23 protein-coding genes are annotated in these 23,748 nt (G+C 73.5%); 2 read left to right on the forward strand and 21 right to left on the reverse strand.

What is annotated here, in order from left to right:
* Nucleotides 1-82: 82 nt before the first annotated feature.
* A complete protein-coding gene (locus NXY84_RS11110; RefSeq protein WP_258723172.1) occupies nt 83-2,317 on the forward strand; it encodes a putative bifunctional diguanylate cyclase/phosphodiesterase in 2,235 nt (744 codons plus the stop codon).
* A gap of 262 nt (nt 2,318-2,579) precedes the next feature.
* Here the strand turns inward: NXY84_RS11110 and nusB are convergent, their stop codons facing one another.
* The 4 genes from nusB to NXY84_RS11130 form a co-directional block, all read right to left on the reverse strand.
* Entirely contained in the window at nt 2,580-2,996 is a 417-nt protein-coding gene (nusB, locus tag NXY84_RS11115) for a transcription antitermination factor NusB (RefSeq protein WP_258723173.1), read from the reverse strand.
* Between the two features lies 1 nt (nt 2,997).
* A complete protein-coding gene (gene efp, locus NXY84_RS11120) occupies nt 2,998-3,561 on the reverse strand; it encodes an elongation factor P (RefSeq protein ID WP_183294810.1) in 564 nt (187 codons plus the stop codon).
* A gap of 165 nt (nt 3,562-3,726) precedes the next feature.
* Nucleotides 3,727-4,173, reverse strand: a complete 447-nt coding sequence (locus tag NXY84_RS11125; protein WP_258723175.1) for a hypothetical protein — start codon at nt 4,171-4,173, stop codon at nt 3,727-3,729.
* Nucleotides 4,174-4,252: 79 nt separating this feature from the next.
* Nucleotides 4,253-4,897 carry a hypothetical protein gene (locus NXY84_RS11130; protein ID WP_258723176.1) on the reverse strand — a complete coding sequence of 215 codons (645 nt, stop codon included), beginning with the start codon at nt 4,895-4,897 and terminating at the stop codon, nt 4,253-4,255.
* Nucleotides 4,898-4,994: 97 nt separating this feature from the next.
* Here NXY84_RS11130 and NXY84_RS11135 point away from each other — a divergent pair, with 97 nt between their 5' ends.
* Nucleotides 4,995-6,968, forward strand: a complete 1,974-nt coding sequence (locus NXY84_RS11135) for a DUF6541 family protein (RefSeq protein WP_258723177.1) — start codon at nt 4,995-4,997, stop codon at nt 6,966-6,968.
* Here NXY84_RS11135 and NXY84_RS11140 read toward each other — a convergent pair.
* From NXY84_RS11140 to NXY84_RS11220, 17 genes are all read right to left on the reverse strand, one after another.
* A complete protein-coding gene (locus tag NXY84_RS11140) occupies nt 6,947-8,155 on the reverse strand; it encodes a glycosyltransferase 87 family protein (RefSeq protein ID WP_258723178.1) in 1,209 nt (402 codons plus the stop codon). The genes NXY84_RS11135 and NXY84_RS11140 overlap by 22 nt on opposite strands.
* A gap of 86 nt (nt 8,156-8,241) precedes the next feature.
* Nucleotides 8,242-8,685, reverse strand: a complete 444-nt coding sequence (locus NXY84_RS11145; protein ID WP_258723179.1) for a type II 3-dehydroquinate dehydratase — start codon at nt 8,683-8,685, stop codon at nt 8,242-8,244.
* A 35-nt stretch (nt 8,686-8,720) separates the two neighbouring features.
* Nucleotides 8,721-9,860, reverse strand: coding sequence for a 3-dehydroquinate synthase (gene aroB / locus NXY84_RS11150; RefSeq protein WP_258723180.1), 1,140 nt, complete (start codon nt 9,858-9,860; stop codon nt 8,721-8,723).
* A complete protein-coding gene (locus tag NXY84_RS11155; RefSeq protein WP_258723181.1) occupies nt 9,857-10,456 on the reverse strand; it encodes a shikimate kinase in 600 nt (199 codons plus the stop codon). Before NXY84_RS11155 ends, aroB begins: the two co-directional genes overlap by 4 nt.
* A 13-nt stretch (nt 10,457-10,469) precedes the next feature.
* Complete coding sequence (gene aroC, locus NXY84_RS11160; RefSeq protein ID WP_258723182.1) at nt 10,470-11,660, reverse strand: chorismate synthase; 1,191 nt, start codon at nt 11,658-11,660, stop codon at nt 10,470-10,472.
* 114 nt (nt 11,661-11,774) lie between these two features.
* Nucleotides 11,775-12,581, reverse strand: a complete 807-nt coding sequence (locus NXY84_RS11165; protein WP_258723183.1) for a hypothetical protein — start codon at nt 12,579-12,581, stop codon at nt 11,775-11,777.
* Nucleotides 12,581-13,297, reverse strand: a complete 717-nt coding sequence (locus NXY84_RS11170) for a fimbrial assembly protein (protein WP_258723184.1) — start codon at nt 13,295-13,297, stop codon at nt 12,581-12,583. The genes NXY84_RS11165 and NXY84_RS11170 overlap by 1 nt, the downstream gene beginning before the upstream one ends.
* Entirely contained in the window at nt 13,294-14,361 is a 1,068-nt protein-coding gene (pilM, locus tag NXY84_RS11175) for a type IV pilus assembly protein PilM (RefSeq protein ID WP_258723185.1), read from the reverse strand. The genes NXY84_RS11170 and pilM overlap by 4 nt, the downstream gene beginning before the upstream one ends.
* 110 nt (nt 14,362-14,471) lie before the next feature.
* On the reverse strand, nt 14,472-15,245 hold the full coding sequence (locus NXY84_RS11180) for a prepilin peptidase (RefSeq protein WP_258723186.1): 774 nt from the start codon (nt 15,243-15,245) through the stop codon (nt 14,472-14,474).
* A 25-nt stretch (nt 15,246-15,270) separates the two neighbouring features.
* Nucleotides 15,271-16,854, reverse strand: a complete 1,584-nt coding sequence (locus NXY84_RS11185) for an RICIN domain-containing protein (protein WP_258723187.1) — start codon at nt 16,852-16,854, stop codon at nt 15,271-15,273.
* 20 nt (nt 16,855-16,874) lie between these two features.
* Complete coding sequence (locus tag NXY84_RS11190; protein WP_258723188.1) at nt 16,875-17,558, reverse strand: PulJ/GspJ family protein; 684 nt, start codon at nt 17,556-17,558, stop codon at nt 16,875-16,877.
* Nucleotides 17,555-19,447: an Ig-like domain-containing protein gene (locus NXY84_RS11195; protein ID WP_258723189.1), complete on the reverse strand. Its 1,893-nt coding sequence runs from the start codon at nt 19,445-19,447 to the stop codon at nt 17,555-17,557. Before NXY84_RS11195 ends, NXY84_RS11190 begins: the two co-directional genes overlap by 4 nt.
* A complete protein-coding gene (locus NXY84_RS11200) occupies nt 19,444-19,878 on the reverse strand; it encodes a prepilin-type N-terminal cleavage/methylation domain-containing protein (protein ID WP_258723190.1) in 435 nt (144 codons plus the stop codon). The genes NXY84_RS11195 and NXY84_RS11200 overlap by 4 nt, the downstream gene beginning before the upstream one ends.
* A gap of 92 nt (nt 19,879-19,970) precedes the next feature.
* A complete protein-coding gene (locus NXY84_RS21750) occupies nt 19,971-20,417 on the reverse strand; it encodes a prepilin-type N-terminal cleavage/methylation domain-containing protein (protein WP_309484986.1) in 447 nt (148 codons plus the stop codon).
* Between the two features lie 212 nt (nt 20,418-20,629).
* Complete coding sequence (locus tag NXY84_RS11210) at nt 20,630-21,031, reverse strand: type IV pilin protein (RefSeq protein ID WP_258723191.1); 402 nt, start codon at nt 21,029-21,031, stop codon at nt 20,630-20,632.
* 35 nt (nt 21,032-21,066) lie between these two features.
* A complete protein-coding gene (locus NXY84_RS11215; protein ID WP_258723192.1) occupies nt 21,067-22,296 on the reverse strand; it encodes a type II secretion system F family protein in 1,230 nt (409 codons plus the stop codon).
* The gene (locus tag NXY84_RS11220) at nt 22,296-23,735 is read right to left on the reverse strand and encodes a type IV pilus twitching motility protein PilT (protein WP_309484987.1); all 1,440 of its coding nucleotides are present in this window, start codon (nt 23,733-23,735) and stop codon (nt 22,296-22,298) included. Before NXY84_RS11220 ends, NXY84_RS11215 begins: the two co-directional genes overlap by 1 nt.
* Nucleotides 23,736-23,748 lie beyond the last annotated feature (13 nt).

Consider the following 23,748-nt stretch of genomic DNA (forward strand, 5'->3'; position numbering starts at 1 on the left):
GTGTCCACGTTTCCACCGTCCGTGGCGTCGATCACCCGGTTGCCGACTCACGGGTCACCCCTGGACAGCCGATCAACTCGCCATGGATGGAACCGCCTCGACCTGGCCGGCGGCTCTCCAGTTCTTCCTCGCGGGTGCGCTCGTCGGCTCGTGCGTGCTCCAGTGGGTGTGGTGGCGCGGCGAGCTGCGGCAGGCCGGCGCCAAGTGGACGCTCCTGTGGTCCGCGGTGCTCGCGCTCGGCTTCGTCGCGAACGGCCTGCTCGCCATGGCGCCCGAGGGCGTCCTGGGAGCCGTCCTGCTGTTCGTGCGGGCCCAGCTGTTCGTCGCGGTCGTCCTGGTGGCGCTGCCTGCGACGCGCGCGTACACCGCCGGCCCGCCCGTGCGGCGCTACGTGGTGGTGGCGGGCGCGTTCGCGCTGGTCCGGGCGGTGCTGTGGCTGACCACCGACATGGTCATGACGCACACGTACGTCCAGGGCCTGCCGGTGTACGGCCCGCTCGACGCCGCGACGTTCCTCGCCCCCGTCGTCGTCGTGGCGCTCTACGTCGTGCGCGCGGTCGGCAAGCTGCGGATCACGCCGGTCGGGGTGCTGCTCATCGCCTCGGGCGTCGCGTCGGTCGCTCTGCTGGTCGCCTCGCACGTGGTCCAGGACCGCGCGACGGCCGAGGGCTTCGCGACCATGTGGGCGCTCCCCCTCGGCGTCGGCCTCGAGGTCCTCGGCCTCGACCGGCTGCGCCGCGCGCAGGGCGACGCGGTGCGGCAGAACGACATGCGCGACGCCGTCGCGCGCATCGCGAACGCCGCCTGGTTCATCAAGGACCCCGAGGCTCTGCTCCTGCGGGCGCGCGAGGAGAGCCGCCGCCTGCTCGACGACCCGACCATCGAGGGCTCCCTGCGACCGCTGTCCCGCGGACGGTTCGTCACGGAGCTCTTCTCGGTCGAGCACGACGCGGCGAGCTCGCGCGAGCGCGGGTTCCTCATGGACCTCGCGCAGATCGTCTCGGCCGCGGCCGAGCGGCACGCGCTCGCGTCGCGGCTGAGCCAGGCCGCGTTCACCGACTCCCTGACGCACCTGCCGAACCGGCACGCGCTCGACCAGCACCTTGCGGAGGCGCTCGACCAGGCCGACGTCGAGCGGACCCGCGTCGCGCTCGTCTACTGCGACCTCGACGGCTTCAAGCGCGCGAACGACCACCACGGGCACGCGTGGGGCGACCAGCTGCTCGTGCAGGTCGCCGACCACCTGCGCTCCGCGGCGCCCCCCGGCACGACGGTCGCCCGCCTCGGCGGCGACGAGTTCGTCGCGGTGATCCCCCGCGCCGGCGCCTACGACGACCTCATGGCGTTCGGGCGTGAGCTGCGGGCCGGCTTCGGCGGCACCACGCCCGAGCAGAACCCCCCGCGACTCACCGTCGGCATCGCGGTGCGCGAGCCGGGCGAGACCGTCGCGCCCGACCAGCTGCTGCAGCACGCCGACACCGCGATGCTCGAGGCCAAGCGCACGCGCGCCGGCGTCGTCTTCTTCGGCCGCGAGCTCCGCAGCCGCGTGACCGCCGAGACGCAGCTCCGCCGTGCGCTCGACGAGGGGGTCGCCGACGGGGAGTTCGAGGCGCACTACCAGCCGATCGTCGACACCGTCACGCTCGAGGTCGTCGGGCTGGAGTCGCTCGCGCGCTGGACCCGCGGCGGCCAGGTGCTCATGCCGTCCGACTGGCTGCCGCTCGCCGAGGAGTCCGGCCTCATCGTCCCCATCGGCCAGGCGCTGCTCGCGAGCTCGCGCGCCGGCCACGAGAAGTTCCGGCTGCCCGTCGCGGTCAACGTGGCCGCGCGCCAGCTCGCCGAGCCGGACTTCCTCACGCACGTCGAGCGCTCGTGGGGCGACGGCGCCTGGACGCACCTGACGATCGAGGTCACGGAGAGCGCGCTGCTCGACGACAGCGCCGCGGCGGCCGGGACGCTCGCGGAGCTCCGCCGGCGCGGCGTAAAGATCGCGATCGACGACTTCGGCACCGGCTACAGCTCGCTGTCGCGCCTCGCGACGCTGCCCGTCGACGTGCTCAAGATCGACCAGGCGTTCGTGCGCGAGATCCGCACACGCCGCGGCAAGGCCGTGCTGCGCGCCATCCTCGCCCTCGCCGAGGCGCACGGGCTCGACGTCGTGGCGGAGGGTGTCGAGCGCGCGTCGGAGCTCACGGCCCTCGCGGACCTCGGGGTGCCGCGCGTGCAGGGGAACCTGCTCGGGCGCGCCTCCCCCACGCTCCCCGTGCGTGGTCCCCGGCCGCGGCCGCGCGGGCGCCGGCCGGTGCGGGTGCTCTGAGGGGCGTCAGCCCTCGCACCCCCCCCGGCTCGTGGCGCCCGCGGCGGCCTGCCGTCCGCGGTCGCCCACGCAGGACGGGGCGCACGGCGTCGAGCACCCGGGCGCTCCCCTGCGGCTTTTCGTCTTCTGTGCGCACCGCAGGGCGCGTGTTTCCGTTATTGTGTGTCGTTCCTGCGCCACAGCGCAGAACGGCCCCGGCGACCAGCACCCGAGGTCGGGTGAGGTCGCCGGGGCCGTTCGGGTCGCGCGACGGAGCGAGCAGTCAGGCGAGCAGCGTCGGCTTGAGGTCCACGATCCGGCCGAGGAGGCCGTTGATGAACGTCGGCGAGTCGTCGGTCGACAGGCTGCGGGCCAGCTCGACGGCCTCGTCGACGGCGACCGCGTCGGGCACGTCGTCGTTGTAGAGGATCTCCCACGAGCCGAGGCGCAGCAGCGCCCGGTCGACCGCCGGCATGCGCTCGATCGTCCAGCCGTGCGCGTGCGTCGAGATGAGCTCGTCGATGCGGACGCGCTGCGCCGTGACGCCCTCCACGAGCTCGACCGAGTACTGCGGCAGGGCCGCCTCGGTGCCCGGCTCCACGATCCGGTCCCCGAGCAGCGTCACGGGGTCGATCCCCCGCTGCTCGGCCTCGAAGAGCACGTCGAGCGCGCGCTTGCGCGCCTTGGTCCGGGCACCCACGTCAGTCGTTCACGCGGCCCAGGTAGCTGCCGTCCCGGGTGTCGACCTTGACGCGCGTGTTCGCCTCGAGGAACAGCGGGACCTGGATCTCGTAGCCGGTCTCGAGCGTCGCGGGCTTCGTGCCGCCCGTCGAGCGGTCGCCCTGCAGGCCCGGCTCGGTGTAGGTGATCTCGAGCACGACCGACGGGGGCAGCTCGACGTAGAGCGGCACGCCCTCGTTCGTCGCGACGAGCGCGCTCTGGTTCTCGAGCAGGAAGTTCGCGGCGTCGCCGACCGTCGCCTCGGCGACCGGGAGCTGGTCGTACGTGGCGGTGTCCATGAAGATGAAGTCGGTGCCGTCCTTGTACAGGTACTGCATGTCGCGCTTGTCGACGTTGGCCGTCTCGACCTTGAGGCCCGCGTTGAACGTCTTGTCGACGACCTTGCCGGACAGGACGTTCTTGAGCTTGGTGCGGACGAACGCGCCACCCTTGCCGGGCTTGACGTGCTGGAACTCCACGACGGTCCAGAGCTGGCCGTCGATCTTCAGCACGGTGCCGTTCTTCAGGTCGTTGGTGGTCGCCACGATCGCTGCTTCCTGTCGAGTTGAGAATCTGCGTGCCGGCTGCAGGCGTCGCGAGACGCCGGGCGCGGCAAGACCGCCGACCATCCTACAGTGCGCTCCGCACCACCTCCCCGGGCCGGCCGGCAGCGCCAATGGCCCGCTCCCCCGGCAGCGGGCGGCGCGACGTCAGACGAACAGCAGCTCCCGTCCGGCGTACCCGACGACACCGGCCCACAGCAGCGACGCGAGCGTCCCGATGACGAACCGCTCGGAGGCGCCCGGGTTCTCCCGCAGCTCGGGGTAGCGGCCCAGGCCCTTGACGGCGAGCACGAGTGCGATCCCCTCGTTCTCCCCCACCAGCACCATGCCCGTGACGGCGAGGCGCTCGAGGATGCCGATCCACGTCCCGCCCCGCAGCGCCGCGCGGGCCCGCTCGCCGTCCGGGCCGTCCGAGACGGTGTCCGGCGCCGGGCCACCGGGCCCGGGCTCGCCCGAGGCACCCGGGTCCCCGGGCGAACCGGCGTCCGAGGACCGGCCGGCCAGCCGGAGCACGCCGGAGGTGAGCACCCAGCCACCGAGCACGCTCACGGCGAGCATCGCGACGACCACCAGCAGCTGGAGGACGGGGTTCATGAGGCTCCTTGTCGAGACGCACGGCGACGACCGGCGGCGGCCGGCGGCGGCCGCCCGTACCGTACCGGTTCGGCAGCGCTCAGGCGGGACGGGGGGACGCGGCGGCCAGCGCGAGCAGCCGGGCGGCCGCGGGCCGCGCCGCACGCTCCTCGGCCCAGAGTGCGGTCCGCAGCCGCTGGCTCACGGCCTGCTGCGTGATCCCGAGCCGGGCGGCGAGCTCGTCCTGCCGCGGCGCGTCGGCCCCTCCCTCGGCGGCGTCGACAGCCGCCCACCCCGCCGCCGTGCGTCGCGCGGTCGTCGCGGCGATGAGGACGAGCACCCCCTCGGCGTCGGCGGCCGCCGACGGGTCCGCACCGCGGACCGCGAGCGGGACGGAACGCGCGCGGCTCTTCGCCGCCTCCACCGCCTCGCGCGCCAGGACGAACGCGGCGCCGCTCCCCGCCCGCGTCGAGTCCGGGAGCGGTCGCACCACGGCGCCGCACCCGATGCCGACGCTCCAGCCGCCCGCCCGCACGACGCGCAGCGCGAGGTCGACGGCCACGCGCGGGTCGCTCAGGAGCCCCTGGACCTCGTCGCCCACGGTGCGCTCGAACGGCCGCACGACGCCGTCCGCCCGCTCGTCGTCGCCGGGGCCGTGCGCGAGGGCGCCCAGCGTCTCGAGGAGCTCCGGGACGCGGTCGCCGACCCGCCTGCTCCCCCGCTGGTCGATGGTCAGCACCCACATGAGACAAGCCTATGGCCTTGTCGCAGTCCGCACAAGGCTCCCGGCTTGGGCGGCCGCACGCCTCAAGCGAACGCTCCCTGGTGCCGATGGATCGGGCATGGAGTGGTGGGGGGCGCTGGCCGTCGGTGTGCTCGCCATCACGGTGTTCTGGTTGCCCGGGCTCGCCCTAGGCCGCGTCGCCGGGCTGCGCGGCCTGCCCCTGACGGCCTCCGCCCCGCTGCTCACGACCGGCGTGCTCGCGCCCGCCGCCGTCGCCCTCGCCGCGGTGGGTGTCCCGTGGGGCCCCGCGAGCGCCGCCTGCGTCGTCGCCCTGGCCGTCGTGTGCGCGGCGCTCGTGCGCGCGTGGCTCGCACGGCGGTACGGGCGCGGCCCCGTCCCGCCCGTCCCGCCCGGGGCTCCCGGCGGCGGTGCGGGCTCGCGCCGCGCGTGGTGGCTGGTGCTCGCGGTGACGACCGGCACGCTCGGGCAGGTCGTGCCCGTCGCGCTCGGCCTCGGGCGTCCCGGGCGGATCCTGACGGCGCACGACGCGGTGGCCCACGCCGTCATGCTGCGGGGTGTCCGCGACACGGGGTCGGCGTCGAGCCTCGACGTCGCCGGGGCGCACGCGCTCGACGGGGTGTCGCACAGCTTCTACGGGGCCGGGTGGCACGGCGTGGCCGCGCTCCTCGGGACCTGGCCCGACGCTTCGTCGGTGCTCAACGTGGCGTTCGTGGTGCCGTGCGCTCTGGCCTGGACGCTCGGGGTCGCGGCGCTCACCCAGGCGGTGTTCCCGGCGCGGCCGCGCGCGTGGTGCTGGGCCGCGGTCGCCTCGGCCGGGGGCGTCGCCCTCCCGCTGTACCTGGTCCTGCGCCCCGAGGGCATGGTCGCGAACGCGTTCGGGGTGGCCCTCGTGCCGGCGCTGCTCGCGCTCGTCACCGGCCGGCCGCCGGGCGGGCCGGTGCTGCGGTGGGGCCTCGTCGTGGTCGCGGGCGCCGGGCTCGTCCTGGTCCACCCCAACGCCGCGGCCTCCGCCGGACTGGTCCTGACGCCGTGGTTCGTCCCGCGGGTCGTGGGCTGGTGCCGCGGGCGCCGCCGCCGGACGGTCCTCGTCCTCGGGAGCCTCGTGCTGGGGGCGGTCACCGCCGCCGTCCTCGCCCGTGCGCTGCTCGCGGGGCGGACGGCCGCGATCCCGGTGCTGGGCGCCGAGCCGGAGGCACCGCTGCCCGCGTGGGAGGCGCTCCTGCTCGTGCTCGGTGGCGACGCGACGGAGATGGGCTGGGCGTCCGGGATGCCGGTCGTGCTGGCCGGCGTGCTGGGCGCCGTCCTCGTCCGGCGGTGCCGCGAGCCGCGCTGGCTGCTCGTCTCGGCCGCGCTGATGACCGCGTGGTTCCTGGCCGCCACGTCGCCGTGGCCGTACCTGACCGACGTCGACCGCCTCTGGTACGGCGAGCCGCGCCGCTTCGCGCCCGTGATGGCCGCGACGCTCCTCCCCCTCGCGGCGCGGGGCATCGACGCGCTGCCGAGCGCGTGGCACGCCCTCCGGCGGCACCGCGCCGGCTCGGGCGCCGCGACGGCCGAGGCCCCGCGCGCGCTCCCCCTCGCGGGCGCGCGCAGGCTCGTCCCGGGGGCGGTGCTGCTGCTCGTGGCCGGCGTGCCCGCCGCGCTCGGGCTCGTGCAGCTCGTGCGGTTCTCCTACACGGGCGCGGGCCAGAGCGTCGTCGCGGACGACGCCGAGCTGGCGATGATGCACCGGCTCGGGGACCGCCTCGACCCGCGGGGCGCGGTCCTGGGCTCGTCGTTCTCCGGGGCGGCGCACCTCTACGCGCTCCACGGCCAGGCCGTCGTCCCGCGCGACTACGCGACGGTCGAGGACGACGACCTGAGGTACGTCCGGACGCATCTCGAGGACCTGGGGGCGGACGCCGCCCTGTGCGACGCCCTCGACCGGCTCGGTGTCCGGTACCTGTACGTCGATGCGCACCCGTGGAACGTCCTCCCGGAGCACCTCGAGCTCCGCACCGCACCGGCGCGCGGTGCGCGGCTGCTCGACTCCGGCGGGACGGCGAGCGTCTACGAGCTCAGCGCCTGCTGATCGCGGGGCCGCCGCTCGGACAGGAGCACGGCGGCGGGCGCGGCGAGCAGGAGCACCGTCGAGACCACGGCCCCCGAGGCGCCGAGCACGACGTACGGCCCGAGCACGAGCAGGGGCGTGGCGAGCGTCAGCGGGGTGCGCAGCCGGCGAGCGAGACCGGTCGGTGACGACCAGAGCCACAGCAGCAGCGCCACCAGCAACGGGCCGGAGTAGTACGTCAGCCGGAGCGGGTCCAGGAGCAGCCGGACCGCCACGACGACCACCACGACACCGAGCACGGACCCGTGCCGACGGGACGCGGCGAGACTCCCGGCGAGCACGACGGCGCCGCCCTGCAGGAGCCGCAGCGACCAGCCGGGCGGCTCGAGCCCGGGGCCGAGCAGCCCGAGCGTCGAGTCGGGCGAGACCGACCAGTGGAACTCGAACGTGTTGACCTCGCCCCAGACGACGAACGGGACGTAGGCCACCAGGACGGTGAGCAGCGCGGCCGACCCCCCGAGCATGACGTCGCCCGGACGACGCCGGACGAGGAGCACGGGCACGCCGAGAACGCCCCAGAGCTTGAGGGCGGCGGCCACGCCGACGAGCACGCCGGCCCGCACGCGCGCGCCCCGCGAGGCCGCGTGCGCCGCGTGCGCGAGCACCAGGGCGACGAGCACGTCCTCGGGGTGCCCGGCCCCGACGGCCTCGGCCAGGAGCCCGCCGACGACGAACGCGGACCCGATCGCCCAGCGGGCCGCGAGGGCCGACCCGGGCGTGAACGTGCGGACGGCCCGGAGCGTGAGCCAGGTCAGGCCGGCGCCCTGCACGGCGCCGAGGACGAACAGGCGCGGCAGCGCGAGGGCGTCGAGCCCGGCGACCGCGACACCCGTCCCGAGCAGGTAGAGAGGGCCGATCTGCAGGCCCGGGTCGGCGAAGACGTCCCAGAACCCGGCGCCGAGCATGCTGCGGCCCGCGCGGGCGAACCAGGCGGGGTCACCGCCCGGCACGGACGTGCCGATCAGCCCGCACACGACCGCCGCGAGCGGGATCAGGACGAGCCCGGGGCGCTCCCACAGGCGCCGCAGCGCGCGGTGCTGGCCCGGGCGCTGCTCACGGAGGCGGTCCCACTCCCGAGCCAGCCACCTCGATCCCGGACCGGCTGCGTCCGGGCGCCCGTCGAGCACGGCGTGCGGTGGGGCGGACATCGGGGCCTCTCGTCGGCGGTCGCTCTCCCTCGGTACATCGGCCGGTCGGGTCCCGATGTTGAGGGGGCGGACACCGCGGGGCGCGGTCAGCGCACGGCGGTGCGCACGGCGTCGAGGCCGAGCCGGTAGGAGTCGAACCCGAAGCCCGCCACCGTGCCGGTCGCGACCGCCCCGATCACGGACGTGTGGCGGAACTCCTCGCGCGCGTACGGGTTCGAGAGGTGGACCTCCACGAGCACGAGCCCTGCGCTCGTGACCTGCGCGGCGGCGTCCCGCAGGGCGTACGAGTAGTGCGTGAACGCCGCGGGGTTGAGCACGACGTGGCTCCGGGCGTCGACCGCTCCGTGCAGCCAGCCGACCAGCTCGCTCTCGGAGTCCGTCTGGCGGACCTCGACCTCGAGGCCCGCGTCGGCGCCCCACCGGGCCGCGGCGTCGACGAGGTCGGCGAAGGACGCCGAGCCGTAGACGTCCGGCTCGCGGGAGCCGAGCCTGCCGAGGTTCGGGCCGTTCAGGATCAGCACGCGCGTCATGCGGCGAGCCTAGGCGAGCGGCGCGTCCCCCCGCGTCACAGCGGGATCGCCGTGCCGGGCGCCGCCGCACCCTCCGCGACCTCGGCGTACGCCGCCGCGAGCAGCGTGGGGTCGGGGCCCTCGAGCCGCACGGGCCGGCCGACCCCCTCGAGGACGACGAACCGCAGGAGGTCGGCCCGTGTCTTCTTGTCCCGGCGCATGGCCGCGAGGAGCTGGTCCCACCGGTCCCCCCGGTAGCTCACGGGCAGGCCGACGGACGTGAGCAGCGCCCGGTGGCGCTGCACGTCCTCGTCGGAGAGCCGCCCCGCGAGGCGCGCGAGCTCGGCCGCGAACACCATGCCGACCGACACGGCGGCCCCGTGCCGCCACGAGTAGCGCTCGACCTGCTCGATCGCGTGCCCGAGCGTGTGCCCGTAGTTGAGGATCTCCCGCAGCCCGGACTCCCGCAGGTCCTCCCCCACGACACGGGCCTTGACCGCCACGGAACGCTCGACGAGCTCGAGGAGCTCGTCGGACCGCGCCGCGCGCACCGGGTCGGCGACGAGCTCGGGGTCGGCCTCGACGATCTCGAGGATCCGCGGGTCCGCGATGAACCCCGCCTTGATGATCTCCGCGAGGCCGGCGACGTAGTCGTAGCGCGGCATCGTCTCGATCGCGGCGAGGTCGCACACGACCCCGGCGGGCGGGAAGAACGTCCCGACGAGGTTCTTGCCCTCGGCGGTGTTGATGCCGGTCTTGCCGCCCACGGCGGCATCGACCATCGCGAGCAGCGTCGTGGGGATGTGCACGACCCGGATGCCGCGCAGCCAGGTCGAGGCGACGAAGCCCGCGAGGTCGGTCGTGGCGCCGCCGCCGAGCGAGACGATCGCGTCCGACCGGGTGAAGTCCGCCTGACCGAGCACCTGCCAGCAGAAGGCGGCGACCTGCGCCGTCTTCGCCGCCTCCGCGTCGGGGACCTCCGCGAGCAGCGCCTCGTAGCCGTGGCCGAGGAGGTCGTCCCGCACCGCGTCGGCGGACGTGGCCAGCGCGGTCGGGTGGATCACGAGGACCCGCCGGACGCCGCTGCCGAGGATCCGGGGCACCTCGCCGAGCAGGTGCCGCCCGAGCAGCACGTCGTACGGCTGCTCGCCCTCGACGCGGACGCGCCGGGACGGGGTGGTCGGGTCGGTCGTCACGTCGGGTCTCCCTCGGTCGGCTCCGCGCTCGCGCGGCGTGCGGGGTCCAGGTGGTCGTCGATCAGCTCGGCGACCGCGCGAGGGCGCAGCCCGTCGGTCGACACGCGCAGCGTCGAGACGGCGGTGTACACCGGGCGCCGGGCCTCCATGAGCGCCAGCCACTGCGCGCGGGGGTTGCCGAGCAGCAGCGGCCTGGCCTGGTTCAGCCCCACCCGCGGCGCGGCGTGCGCGAGGCTCACGTCGAGGAAGACGACCGACCCGCCGCCCGCACGGTAGTCCGCGAGCGCCTCCTGCGTACCCGGGTCGAGCACCGCACCGCCGCCGAGCGCGAGGACACCGCGGTGCTCGTCGAGCGCGCGGGCCACGGCCTCGCGCTCGAGGGTGCGGAAGGCCGCCTCGCCGTCGTCGACGAAGATCTCACGGATGGACCGGCCGGCACCGGCCTCGACGTCGGTGTCGGTGTCGCGGACCGGCAGGCTCCACAGCGTCCCGAGGGCCGCCGCGACCGTCGACTTGCCGGCGCCGGGCGGCCCGACGAGCACGACCCGCGGACCGCCGGGCGACGTCGGCACGCCCGGCTCGCGATCGGTTCCCATCACTGCCCGCCGCTCAGCGCTGCAGCTCGGGGATCGCCTCGAGGTAGGCGTCGAGGTTCCGGCGGACCTCGGTGACCGAGTCGCCGCCCGCCTTCTCGAGCAGCGCGTCCGCGAGGACGAGGGCGACCATGGCCTCGGCGACGACCGCGGCCGGCGGGACGGCGCACACGTCGGAGCGCTGGTGCTGTGCCTTGGCGGGCTCTCCGGACGTGGTGTCGATCGTCGCGAGCGCGCGCGGCACCGTCGAGATCGGCTTCATCGCGGCGCGCACGCGCAGCACCTCGCCGTTGGTCATCCCACCCTCGAGCCCGCCGGCGCGGTTGGTCCGCCGGACGATCCGTCCGTCGGCGCCGCGCTCGATCTCGTCGTGGGCCTGCGACCCGCGTCGCCGGGCGGTGCGGAACCCGTCCCCCACCTCGACGCCCTTGATCGCCTGGATGCCCATCAGCGCCGCGGCCAGCCGGGCGTCGAGCCGCCGGTCCGAGTGCACGTACGAGCCGAGGCCGGACGGCAGGCCGTAGGCGAGCACCTCGACGACGCCCCCGAGGGTGTCCCCCGCGGCGTGGCAGTCGTCGATCTCGGCGACCATCGCGGCGGACGTCTCGGCGTCGAAGCACCGCACCGGGTCGGCGTCGAGCGCGGCGACGTCCTGCGGCGCGGGCAGGTCCGCGTGCTCGGGGGTCGCGACGGGGCCGATCGACACGACGTGCGAGACGATCTCGATGCCCGCGGCCTGGGCGAGGAAGCGGCTGGCGACGGTCCCGAGCGCGACGCGGGTCGCGGTCTCGCGGGCGCTCGCGCGCTCGAGCACCGGGCGCGCGTCGTCGAACGCGTACTTGCGCATCCCGACGAGGTCGGCGTGGCCCGGCCGGGGACGCGTCAGGGGCGCGTTGCGGGCGCGCTCGAGCACGGACGGGTCGGCCACGGGGTCGGCGGACATCACGTCGACCCACTTGGGCCACTCGGTGTTGCCGATCTCGATCGCGACGGGTCCGCCCTGGGTCAGGCCGAGCCGCACGCCACCGAGGAGGCGCACCTCGTCCTGCTCGAACTTCATCCGCGCCCCGCGCCCGTAGCCGAGCCGGCGGCGCGCGAGGGCGGCCTGGATGTCGGGGGTCGACACCTCGACGCCGGCGGGCAGACCCTCGAGGATCCCGACCAGCGCGGGGCCGTGCGACTCACCGGACGTCAACCAACGCAGCATGGCGCCGATCATCCCACGAGCTGCGGGAGCGCCCGTGGCGGTGTCCGCGTGCCGGTCGCCGGACGCGGCTCGGCGCCGCACCGTCGGGACGGTGCGGCGCCGGGCGGTGCGGTCTCAGCCGAGCGGTGCAAAGGGGTTCTTCGCGGGGTCCGGCACGGGCAGCGCCGGCGGGGCCGGCGGCGCCGCGGCGGGGTCGGTCACCGTGGGCGCGACCGAGGTCTCCGGCAGCACGTACAGGTACCCGGTGATGGTCAGCTCGAGGTCGCCGGGGTTCGTCGCGGGCCGGCCCGAGGAGGACTCCGCGGTGCCGAGCGCGGTGCCCGAGAGCCCCTCGACGAGGAGCAGCCGCTGCGCACCGCGCTGGAGCGCGTCCAGGAAGGCCAGGACGGACTGGTGCGTCCCCACCACGTTGAGGCTCGCGTTGACGGCGTAGAACGAGTCGACCGGTGCAGGTCCGGTCGGCGCGGCAGCGGTGGTGCTCCCGTCGGCGGCGGGCGCGGCGGCCGGGTCCGTCGCTGCGGCGTCCTCGGTCACCGGGGCCTCGGCCACGGGAGCCGCGGCGCCGACCGGCACGACCGGCTCGGCGAGCCCGGTCTGGAGCGACGTGATCGTGACGCCGTGCGTCACCGCGAGCGTGCTGAGCTCACGCTGGTAGGCGGCCAGGTCGTACGACGTCGGGATCTGCAGACGAGCCGACGCGAGCTCCGCACGGAGCGCGTCGAGCTGCTCGAACTGCTCCTTGAGCCGGACGATCCGGGTCTCGGTCAGCGCGTTCTGGTCGACCTGGGACTCCGCCTGCACGCGCGTCTCCGACGCCGCGGCGAACACGGGCGAGATCACCAGGAACCACCCGGCGAGGCCCACGGTCAGGCTCGCCGCGACCGTCCCCGCGATCCAGGGTCCCGCCTTGGGTGCGGCCATCAGTTCCCCTCCGTTGCTGCAGCGGCGTCGGCGACCGGCGCGAACCGGAGCGCGAAGGCCGTCTCGTTGACCTGGACCGTCGAGGACACCGTGTAGGCCACGACGCCGTCGTCCTCGCCGAGCGCCTCGGCCGTCGCGTTCGCGGCGTAGAAGCCCGGGACGGAGTTGAGCGCGTCGATCCACGCGGCGTTGTCGGGCAGCCCGACGGCGGTGCTCGTGAACGTGATCGTGCCGATGCCCTGCGTCGCCAGCGGGTCCGCCGGCGCCTCGGGTGCCGTGACCGGGGTCGCCTGGGCGACCGTGAACGTGCTGATGCTGACGTTGGTGGGCAGCACCGCGGCGACGGCGTCGAGGTACTGCTTCCACAGCACCTCCGTGGACATCCCGAGGGTGCGCGCCTCGGTGGCCCGGCGCAGGTCGTTGACCACGCGCGGGACCTCCGCGTACTCCGCCTCCTGCGCCTGGAGCTCGGCGGCGCGCGCCTGCGCCTCGGCGAGCTCGGAGTCCGCCGAGCCGCGGGCGAGCAGCGCCGCACCGTAGAGGCCGGCGACGAGGACGAGCACGACGACGAACGCGAGCGCGAGCCAGCGCTTGAGGTGGACCAGGCCCCGTGCCGCGCGGACCTCCGGCGGCAGCAGGTTGACCTGCGGGAGCTCCGGGGCGCCGACGAGCACCCCTCCGCCGCGGCGCGACGGCTTCTCGAGCGTGAGACTCATGCTGCTGCTCCGTATGCCAGGCCCACGGGCATTGCCATGAGCGACTCGTGACCGGCGAACGCCTCGCGCCCGCCGGCGGTGCGCGCGACCGAGAGGGTGGCGAGCGGGTCCCCGAGGGTGACGGGGAGCCGGCTCGCGCTCGAGAGGTACTGCCCGAGCCCCGGGAGGTGGGCGCCGCCGCCCGTGAGGACGGCGAGCTCGATGCCCTTGCCGGGGTTGTTGCCCGCGTAGTAGACGAACGTGTTGCGCACGGCCTCGATGAGGTTGCGCGTGACGTCGGTGAGCGCCTCGCTCGCGTCCTGGTGCTCGGGGCCGACGGCGTACCCGATGCCGATGGTCCGCTTGAGCTTCTCCGCGTCCATGACCGACAGGTTCATGGTCCGGGCGATCGCGTCGGTGCCCTCCTGGCCACCGACGGGCAGCGTGCGGATGAAGCGCGGGACGCCGTGGGACACGATCGTCACGTCGGTGACCCGGGCGCCGATGTCGACGAGCGCGACGGTCCGCTGACCGAGCTCACCGCGGGTCAGGCCGCGCAGCAGGGCGAACGCGTTGAGGTCGACCATCGCGGGACGGAGCCCGGCCGACTCGACCGCGAGCACGTTGGCGCTCACCGTGTCCCGGACCGCGGCGACGAGGAGCCCGTGGACCGTGCGGCCCTGCTCGCCGTCGAACTCGTCGGTCGGGTAGAAGTCGAGCAGCGCCTCGTCCGTCGACATCGGCAGCAGCTCCTGCACCTGGAACGGCAGGGAGGCGCGCAGCTGCGCCATGGGCATCGCGGGCAGCGAGAGCTCGCGCACGACGACGCGCTGGTTGCCGACGCCGATCACGACGTCCTTGGAGTCGAACTTCTGCTGGACCCACAGCTCGCGGATGGCGTGGGCGACGACCTCCTGGTCGCTGACCTCGCCGTCGCGCACCGCGCCGATCGGCAGCGGCACCTCCCCGTACCGCACCAGCGTGGGCTGGCCCTTGCCGGTGCGACCCCCGGCGCCGAAGTCGAGCTGTGCGGCGCGCACGGCGGTCGTGCCGATGTCGAGCCCGATGACCCGCGTCTTTGCCACGCGTATCCCCTTCCGGTGAGGCACGTCTGTGCCTCTCCTCCTATCGGGAGCCGGACCGCCTCACTTGAGGCGTCGGGACGTACCGGTCCGGCGGGTGCGCGCGGGGCGCGTCAGGCCAGGAGGGAGAGGTACGCGTCCCACACGGGCTCGCCGACGAGCAGCCCGACCCCGGCGCCGACCAGCATGAACGGGCCGTACGGGATGGTGGACTTGCGGCCGGCGCCGCGGAAGAGCACGAGCCCGATCGAGACGAGCCCGCCGAGCAGGAAGGCGCCGAAGGCACCGACGACGAGCGCGCCCCAGCCGACCCACCCGAGGTAGAGGCCGAGCACGCCCGAGAGCTTGACGTCACCCAGCCCCATCCCGCGCGGGTGCACGACGTGCAGGATCACGTAGAACGTCAGCAGGGCGGCACCCGCGAGACCCGCGCGCGCGAGCGAGGACCAGTCGTCTCGCACCCACGCCGCGAGCGCGAGCAGAACGGGTCCGACGAGGTACGCCGGGAACACGATCGCGTCGGGCAGGCGCCGCACGTCCAGGTCGATGCGGTAGAGCGCCACGCCGATCGCGACGAGGTAGAGGAAGGCGGGTGCCTGCGCGTCGAGGCCCACCAGGAGCCCGACGAGCGCGAACAGCAGCGCGGTCGTGGCCTCCACGAGCGGGTAGCGCGCCGAGATCGGCTCCGCGCAGTGCCGGCAGCGTCCCCGCAGGAGCAGCCACGACAGGACCGGCACGTTGTCCCGCGGGGCGATCCTGGCGCCGCACCGCGGGCACGCGCTGGGGGGCGTGACGACGGACTCACGGCGCGGGACCCGCCAGACGACGACGTTGAGGAACGAGCCGACGAGCAGCCCGAGGGCGCCGTAGAGGACGGCGGCGAGCACGTTCACGCTCCCTGGGCACCCGTCATCAGCTGGTCTCCTCGAGGTAGTTCCCGATCTCGGCCTCGACGCTGTCCGCCGGGGCGTTCCACTTCTGCGCCGTGCTCCCGTCGCACGTCGAGACGACGAGCGTCGACCAGTTCCCGTTGTACCTGCTGCCGCCGACCCCCACGCAGCGGCCCGAGGAGTCCCGGATCGTCCAGCTCGTGGTCTTGTTGCCGGTCGCGGTGCTGCGGGTCCACTGCTGCGTCGTGTCGACGGTGTTGCACGCGCTGGTCAGTGTCACATAGAAGCCGGCGTCGACGCCCGAGTAGGCCGGGTCCGTGACGCCGCCCGCCGTCCTCAGGCAGTACTTCTGCGCCGAGTCGTTGTTGCGGAGCACGTAGATCTGCTGCGGACCGCGGGTCGTCCCGACGAGGGGCTCCTCGTAGAACCACTTGTGGTTCCAGAACAGGCTCGCTGCGGCCGGCGGGTCCTGCTTGCACGGGTAGGAGATCATGAACGGCCGGGTCACCTCGGTGTCGGTGACGTCGAAGCACCGGCCGAACTCGAGGTAGTTCACGATCTGGCGCGTGTTCGCGCTCGCCGCACCGGGGCCGACCGCCGGGTCGGGCGCGAACGAGCCCCACGCCGCCTGGCTCGCGCAGCTGCCGACCTTGAGGGTGTCGCCCGCGACGGGGTTGCCCGAGGTCCGGCCCGAGTACAGGCACGAGCCGGTGTCGTTGATCGCGGAGTCCTGCGCGACCCACGTCGCGCGGCCGTCCTTGTCCCAGGACCACAGCTGGGTGAAGGTCGGCGTCCCGCACGAGCGCAGCACGATCGAGCCGGACTCGTTGGTCAGGCACAGGGGCGTCGCGGTGAGGGTCGAGGACGCGAGCTTGATCGTGTAGTCGGTGTCGTACACCCACAGCTCGAGGTCCTCGTTCGCCGTCGTCCCGCACGTCGAGGCCGCGCGGTAGGCGACGGAGGCGCCCGCGGACGTCGAGGACGCGCGCAGGCAGAGCACCGGCGTCGACGTCCCGTTCCACGCGTAGATGCGCCCGCCCGCGATGTTCGTCGTGGTCGTCTCGAACCGGTACACCATCGAGATCGCCCGGTCGCCCGAGGTCGCGGAGATCTTGCCCTCCGTCGCGGCGTCGCCGGCGGAGGAGATCATCGCGTAGGACGGCAGCACCGAGCCCGTGCCGTTGCTCGGCGAGCAGCTCATCGCGTTGGTCGCCAGCCACGCGTCGTCGCGCCCGGACGGGTCCTCGGTGAAGTACCGCACCGTCGCGGTGTACGAGGTGGCGCTGCCGGCGGCGTCGACCGCGCCGGAGAGGGTGCAGGGGAGCTTCTGCGGGTTGCCGTACACGGCACCGGTGAAGTCCGGGGTGCCCACCGCGGTCCGGATCCGCCCGAGCGCCGCCTCGACGCCGGCCTCGGCCGCGAAGATCGTGCGGGTGTTCTTCTGCGCGAACTGCGTGGGCGCCACCTGGTTCACGACGAGCCCGAGGACGAGCACGCTGAGCGCGGTCATGATGAGCATCATCATGACCGTCGTCATCATCGCGACGCCCGAGTCGTCCCGCAGGCGGCTCAGCCCGCGGTGACGGCGGGTGGTGGTCGTGGGCATGGGTCGTCCTCTCCAGACGCTCACGGGCGCAGCCCGGAACGCCAGCACGCAGGGGTGTCCGAGACGCCGTCGGCGTTCGTGTCGGCGTTGCCCGCCGACTCGACCGAGCTGTTGCGCGCGACGAACGTCGACTCGGTCGACACCTGCCCCGCGCTCGCGTCCGACGTGAGCAGCAGGTTGACGCGCAGGCTCTGCCGGGGGTGGTCGGGCTCCGCGACGAGCACCTGGAACGGGTAGCCGGGGACCCCGGAGTCGACCGTGACGTCGGTCGCGACGACCCGCCACGCGGGCAGCGACCCGGCGCTCTGCGCCCACGTGCGCGACTGCAGCACCTTGGCCGTGGGGTCCCAGCGCCACTGGGTGCACGTCGTGACCCCGCTCGCCGCGACCGTCGCGGGCGTGCGGAACTCGACGTAGCGCGCGCCGGACGGCCCGTTCCCGGGCAGGTTGATCGCGTCGGCGTAGCGCACCTGCTTGTCGAGGCGCTGGAACACGCGCCGGACCGACGCGGAGGCGTCCGCCGTGATCTCGGTGCGCACGGTGTTGCGGGTCATGGTGACGAGCCCCGCCATGAAGACGCTGACCACGATCGTGAAGATCGCCATGGCGACGAGGAGCTCGACGAGCGACATGCCGTCCTCGGCCGCCTCGGCCCCGCCACGCGGGCGGACCGCGGCGCGCACGGTGCGCGCGAGCCGGGTCACGGGTTCACCCGGATCGTGACGCGGACGACCTCGGAGGAGAGCACCGGGTTGGGTGCGTCCGTCGTGTCGAGCCGGTAGTCGAACGTGCACGTCATGACCTTGTTGCTGGTGTTGTTGGGCGCCGTCCAGTAGACGACGCCGTTCGCCGGGCCGGTCCCCTGGTTCGCCGCGAACGTCCCGCACGAGGGGGCGCCGACCGTGACCACGCGCACGCCGCTCGTCGTCACGTCGTTGCCGCGGACGTCGACCGTCACGTTGCTGCGCTCGGCGACCGCGGCGGACGGGCTGTCCGCGACGGCGACCGGTTTCACCCGCACGAGGACCGTGCCGGCGCTGCTCGTCTGGCTCTCGTCGGGCGTGAGCATCGAGTAGGTGAACGTCGCCGTCCCCGCCCAGCGCGCGGGCGCCAGGTACCCGAGCGCGTTCGTCGTCACGGCGCCCGCGGTCGCGTTCCCGCTCCCGATCTTCAGGGTACCGGTGCCGGCCGCCGGCAGGGTGCCGACCTTCGTCTTGTACCCCGTGGGGTTCCCGGTCACCGCGCGCATGTCGAGCGTCGTGGGTGCCGGGCTGGCCGCGGACAGCTGGTCGACCGTGTGGTCGACCCCGCTGGGCGGCGCGTAGGTCGTGACCGTCACCGTGATCGTGCCGGGGAGGCTGGTCATGTTCTGGCTGCCCGCGTCCGTGTACTCGTACTTGAACGTGTACGTGCCGGCCACCGCAGGGTTGTACCGGATGGTCGAGCCCGACACGGTCGCCGTCCCGGTGCTGGGCGCCTGCACGATCGCGACCGTCGTCGGCGCCGTGCCCAGCACCGTGCTGATCGGGATGTTGACGGCGGTGCCGACCGGCGTCGTCGCGGTACGGTCCTGAGCCTTCGGCTTGACGTACACGTGCACGACGGCCTGGGCGGAGCGGGCGCCGACCGTGACCCGGTAAGTGAACGTGACCTCGCCCGACGACGTGAGGGTCGGCTGGTATAGCACCTTGCCCGTCGACGCCTGCACGGACGCCGTGCCCATGGGCGTCGACGTGCCGGCCCGCACCGGGCTCGACACCAGCGAGACCGGGTTCGCGGAGATCTGCATGAGCGTGTCGTTGTCGAGCACGTCGATCACGATGGGCGTCGTGACGGTGGCGTCGACCGCCGCGGCGTCGTCCATGGCGAGCAGACGCGTCGTGTTGTTCCACTCGACGTCCGAGCTGGGGTCGATCAGGGACGCGATCTCGTAGCGGCAGCCACCGGTGCCGCACGACTTGTTGGTGTCCGGCCACGTCACGACCACGATCGAGCGCATCAGCCGGGCGTACCCAGTGAGCGGGGTGCCCGTGGCGTCGCCGCCGGTCTTCGTGCACTCGCCCGACGCAGAGCTCGTCGCGCGGTAGCAGGTGCCGAGGAGGGTCGTCACGGTGAACTGCGTGCGCGACTCCGTGAGGGTGCGCGTGAGGGGGATCTCGTCGTCGGCCACGCCGGCCACCGGCGCGGGCGACGTCGTGGTGTCCCACGCGGGGAACGTGGAGCTCACGCCGATGGCGCTCGCGGCGGCGGCCCAGGCGGCCGTGACGTCGGCCTGGGTCCGGCCCCGCACCAGGCTCGACGTCCCGGGGGTCGCCGACTCCGCCACGAACGAGAAGGCGGTCTCCATCGCGTCGTTCGCGAGCGTGACCGCGCCGTGCGTGCGCTGCTGGTGGGTCACCGTGCGCGTGCCGCTGACGAAGAAGTACAGCCCGGCGGTCGAGATGATCGCGAGCAGCGACAACGAGACGATGACCTCGATGAGACTGAAGCCCTCGTCGCCGCGGGGGGCCCGGTCGGCGTCTGCGCCTGGGTCCAGGACCACGGGCATCTCCTCGGCGTTCGACTCGTGGGGGGCGAGCGGGGTACGGGTCATGGGCAGGCGCTCGCGGGCTCGACGCGCAGCCCGCCGTCGGTGCTCACGTAGACGAACCCGGCGCCGCTGGGGCTGCTGCTGCGCGGGTTGGTGCCGAACAGGCAGTAGCCCGTCGCACCGACGACCTCGTAGCTGATGGTGTTGCCGGCGCTCAGGCGGACCGTGCCGGCACCGGCGACGACGAGGTCGGATCCGCTCGAGGTCACACCGGACGCGGGCGGGTACGCCTGCTCGTCGGCGTAGACCGTCTCGAGCTCGTTGGCGACGCTGCGCAGGTCCGACTTGAGGGAGGCGTCCACCGCGCGCTGGCGCTGCTTGAGGAACACCGGGACCGCGATCCCCGCGAGGATCCCGATGATGATGATCACGACGAGGAGCTCGACGAGCGTGAAGCCCTCGTCCGCACGGGGGCGGTGGACGTGCGCGGCCATGTCGGCTCCCTCTCCTGTCGTGCGCGGTCCGTGGGTACGACGCGACCCGTGGTCCCGGGAGCGCGGGCTCCGGGGACCACGGGTCGACGCGATCAGCAGGCGGTGACGGACTTCGCCTGGAGGCCGCCGTTGTCGCTCTTGTAGACCCAGTTCTGCGTGGCCTTGCCCGACGCGGCCGAGCCGACGAGGCAGTAGGACTCGCCGCCGACGCCCGTGAGGGTGCCCGTGACGCTGATGCCGTTGGAGAGCTTGACCGTCGTCGCCGGGGTCGACGCGATGGTGGCGGTCGACACGCCACCGGCAACCGCGGTGGAAACCGCGTAGTACGCCTGCGCGTCGGTGTAGACGGTCTCCATCTCGTTCGCGACCGTGCGCAGGTCGGACTTGATCGACGCGTCGACCGCCTTCTTGCGCTGGTTGAGGAACACCGGGATCGCGATCGCCGCGAGGATGCCGATGATGATGATGACGACGAGGAGCTCGATGAGCGTGAAGCCCTGGTCCTTCTCGTCCATGGACTTGCGAATGCGAGCGATCATTGCCCGGCCTCTTCTTCTTCGTTGACGGGGGGAAGTCCTGCACTGGGGCGTGCGCTCGGCGCACACCCTGACTTTCGGCACCTGGACGCGCGACTTGAGGGGCCGAACGCGTGACGGGCGGTGTTCACCCGTTCAGCGCAGCCGCCCGACGGACGAAGAAAAGCGGTCCCGGCCTGCGCGCGTGCGCCGACCGGGACCGCGGAAAGACATTCTCAGGGCAGGACGAATGCGACGGTTCCGGCGCACGTCCCGCCGCTCGTCTCGCCCATCCCGCCGGCCGTCGTGTCGAACGTCCACGTGCGCGGGCTCGTGCCGTGGCGCGCGCTCAGGCAGTAGTCGCGCCCGGAGATCACCACCTCGACGACGTTCCCCGGGCTCGTGACACCCTCCCGGGCGACGTCCGTGTGCGTGACGGCCAGCTCGCCGTCCGCGGTGCGCGCGATCTCCATGGCCGTGGCGACGGTACGCAGGTCCGAGCGCAGGCTCGCGTCGTACGCCTTGTTGCGCTGGTTGACCAGCGCCGGGACGGCGATCGCCGCGAGGATGCCCAGGATGATGATGACGACGAGCAGCTCCACGAGCGAGAACCCGTCGTCGTGGCGCACTCGGCGCACGACTCCTCCTCCGAGGGACGCAGGGGCGGACGACCTCAGTTGATGAGGTCGAAGACCTTGAAGATGGGCATGTACAGGGCGATGATCATGCCGCCGATGAGCGATCCCAGGACCACGATCATGAGCGGCTCGATGAGGCTCGTGAGCTGCTCGGTCGTCGCCTCGACCTCCTGGTCGTAGAACTGCGCGATCTTCTCGAGCATCGTGTCGAGGGCACCGGTGTCCTCACCGACGGCCATCATCTGCGTGACCATCGGCGGGAAGACGGGGTGCTGCGAGAGCGGGCCCGTGAGCGAGTGGCCCGAGCGGACCGACTCCTGGACCGCCTTCGCCGCCCGCTCGATCACCAGGTTGCCGCTCGTCTCGCCGACGATGTCGAGCGCCTGCAGGATCGGGACGCCCGCGTGGATCATGGTCCCGAAGTTGCGCGTGAATCGGCTCACCGCGATCTTGCGGAACAGGTTCCCGAAGACGGGCACCTTCAGCTTCCACGGGTCGAGCTTCTCGCGGACCCCGCGGTCGTTCTTGTGCCGGCCCCACCAGAAGGCGAAGATCCCGATGCACACGACCAGCGGGATCGCCGCCCACTTCAGCGTGTCCGAGAGCATCACGAGAATCTTCGTCGGGAGCGGCAGCTCACCGCCGAGGCTCGTGAACATCCCGGCGAACACGGGGACGATGAACAGCAGCATGCCGACCACGGCGAGAATGGCGATGCAGAACACGACGACCGGGTAGGTCATCGCCGACTTCACCTTCCCGCGCAGCTTCACCTCGGCCTCGAAGTTCTCGGCGATCGAGACGAGGACCTGGTCGAGGAAACCGCCGATCTCCCCCGCCTTGACCATGTTGATCATGAGCGGCGGGAACACCTGGACGTGCTTGCCGAGGGCGTTCGAGAACGCGATGCCCGTCTCCACGTCGTTGCGCACCTGCGCGAGGACCTTCGCGAGCGGCTTGCTCTCCGTCTGCTCCGCGAGGATGTTCAGCGCGCGCAGCAGGGACAGCCCCGCGTCGATCATCGTGCTCAGCTGCCGCGCCATGATGGCGAGGTCCTTGAGCGTGACCTTGTCCCCGAAGCCGGGGATCGAGATCTCCTTCTGCAGACCGGAGCTGCCGACCTCGTTGATCGACATGGGAGCGAGTCCCATCGTCTTGAGCCGGTTCGCGACCGCCGCCTGGTTGGGCGCCTCGATCCGACCCTTGACGATCTTGCCCGCGCGGTCGCGGACCGCGTACTCGTACGTCTTCGCTGCGGTGGCCATCAGCCCATCCCGTTCGTGTAGGACGACCCACCCATGCCGGCCTTGGTCAGCCCGGCGCCTGCGCTGCCGCCCTGCGAGCGACCGGTGAGCCGGTTGAAGTCCTCGATGTGGTGGCACTTCTCGAGGCCCATCTCGTAGGAGATGCGGCCCGTCTTGACGAGCTCGGCGAGGTGCTGGTCCATCGTGTGCATGCCCATCTGCGCACCGGCCTGCATCGCGGAGTAGATCTGGTGCGTCTTGCCCTCGCGGATGAGGTTGCGGATCGCGGGGGTCGCGACGAGCACCTCGGTCGCGACAGCACGCCCCGGCCCGTCGGCACGCTTGCACAGCGTCTGCGCGACGACCCCCTGCAGCGCCCCCGCGAGCTGGGTGCGGACCTGGGCCTGCTGGTGCGAGGGGAAGACGTCGATGATGCGGTCGATCGTCTGCGCGGCGTCCTGCGTGTGCAGGGTGGCGAAGACCAGGTGCCCGGTCTCGGCGGCGGTGAGCGCGACCGAGATCGTCTCGAGGTCGCGCATCTCACCGACCAGGATGATGTCGGGGTCCTGCCGCAGGACGTGCTTGAGCGCGTTCGCGAACGAGTGCGTGTCCGCGCCCACCTCACGCTGGTTGATCAGCGACTTCTTGTGCCGGTGGAGGAACTCGATCGGGTCCTCGACCGTCATGATGTGGTCCGCGCGGGTCCGGTTCGCGAGGTCGATGATCGCCGCGAGCGTCGTGGACTTGCCCGAGCCGGTCGGGCCGGTCACCAGCACGAGCCCGCGCGGCAGGCCGGCGAAGGAGCCCACGACCGGCGGGACCCCGAGGTCCTCGAGCGCCTTGATCTCGTACGGGATGACACGGAACGCCGCGCCGATCGACTCGCGCTGCTGGTACAGGTTGACGCGGAACCGGGCCAGCCCGCGCACCGCGTACGCGAAGTCGAGCTCGAGGTTCGCCTCGAACGTCTCGCGCTGCTTCTGCGTCAGGACCGCGTAGAGCGAGCGCTGGAGCGCGTCGGGGACGAGAGGGTCGAACCCCTCGAGCGGGCGCAGCGCGCCGTTGAGCCGGATCATCGGCGTGGAGCCCGAGGTCAGGTGGAGGTCGGACGCCTTGGCCTCGACCATCGCGGTGAGCGCGGCGTCCAGCTGCAGGTCGTCGTCGTGCGACTCCTGCGTCATGCCGATGCGCGCGGGGGCACCCCCGGCACTCCGGCGGCTCTGCGCCCGCTGGCCCTGCGCGGGCGGCGCGCTCGGCGGCCCGGCGGGCGCACGGGTCTGCGGCGACGGCACGGCCGGCACGGCTGCGGGCGGCGGCGCCGCGGGGTACGCCGGGCCCTGCGGCGCGGGCGGGGCGGGCTGGTAGACCGTGGGCGCACCGGCGGGCGGCGCGACGGCCGGGCGGTACGGCGGCAGCGCGCGCGCCGTGCCGGGTGCCGGCGGGGGGAAAACGTCGCTCACGGACTTGCCTCCA

Origin of the sequence: Cellulomonas sp. NS3 (genome assembly GCF_024757985.1) — a bacterium.
In the GTDB taxonomy this organism is placed as follows: domain Bacteria; phylum Actinomycetota; class Actinomycetes; order Actinomycetales; family Cellulomonadaceae; genus Cellulomonas_A.